The organism is Clostridium sp. CAG:221 (assembly GCA_000435835.1).
Lineage (GTDB): Bacteria > Bacillota > Clostridia > Clostridiales > Clostridiaceae > Clostridium.
The window spans coordinates 1-751 of sequence record FR883399.1 but is presented as its reverse complement, the minus strand read 5'-3'; the positions used below and the strand labels follow the sequence as shown (position 1 = coordinate 751).

Annotated in this window: 1 protein-coding gene; it reads right to left on the bottom strand. The window is 27.2% G+C overall.

The window, feature by feature from the left end:
* Window positions 1–751, bottom strand: a 751-nt coding sequence (locus Q5O44_RS06815; RefSeq protein WP_302637551.1) for a hypothetical protein, incomplete at both ends; no start/stop codon positions are given.

Sequence of the window (751 nt, the reverse complement as noted above, 5' to 3'; positions counted from 1 at the left end):
AAAGCAATCACTACAAAAGAAATAGTAATACTTATCTTTTATTTTATCTACTAATTCTTTTGAAGCTGATCCTTCTTTTGGCACTTTTAATTTAACAGTATCTCTATTAAAATTGCATTTCTCATATAATAAATCAATTATTTCATCAATAGATAAATTTGTATTTACTTCTTCTAACGGTGAATCATCTTGCTGTATTGCAATTAATTTATATTCACCATCAATATATTTTATAATTTTAACAACTTTAAGCAATGTATCTGCATGACAGTCTCCTGACACAAGAAATGTATTTAACACTTCACTTACTCCATCATTATCTATATCTTTTAATTCACAAGGTAATGAACTTCCTAACATAGTATAATCTCTTAGCGGTGCTCCATACGCATCATATATTACATTAATATATTTCTCTCTTTTATCTTCCGGTATTTGAATCCCAGTATATAATAATGTATCCTTATCCATTGCATAATAACAAAAGTTATAATCTGGTTTTACCTCCATATTACTACTTAGCACTTGATTATATAAGTCAAGCATACTATATTCTTTATCTTTATATTCATATATCTCAGACCAAGATACTGCATTTCCTCCTCCATTACATGAAATGCATATATCTTTAACCTTATCTCCATTAATATCAGCAATACTTTTTATTTCATAGCTTCCCATTCCACATTTTATATTAGTTAATACCTCATCTGTATTTCCTTCTAATATTCTTATATATCCTGATTCTGAA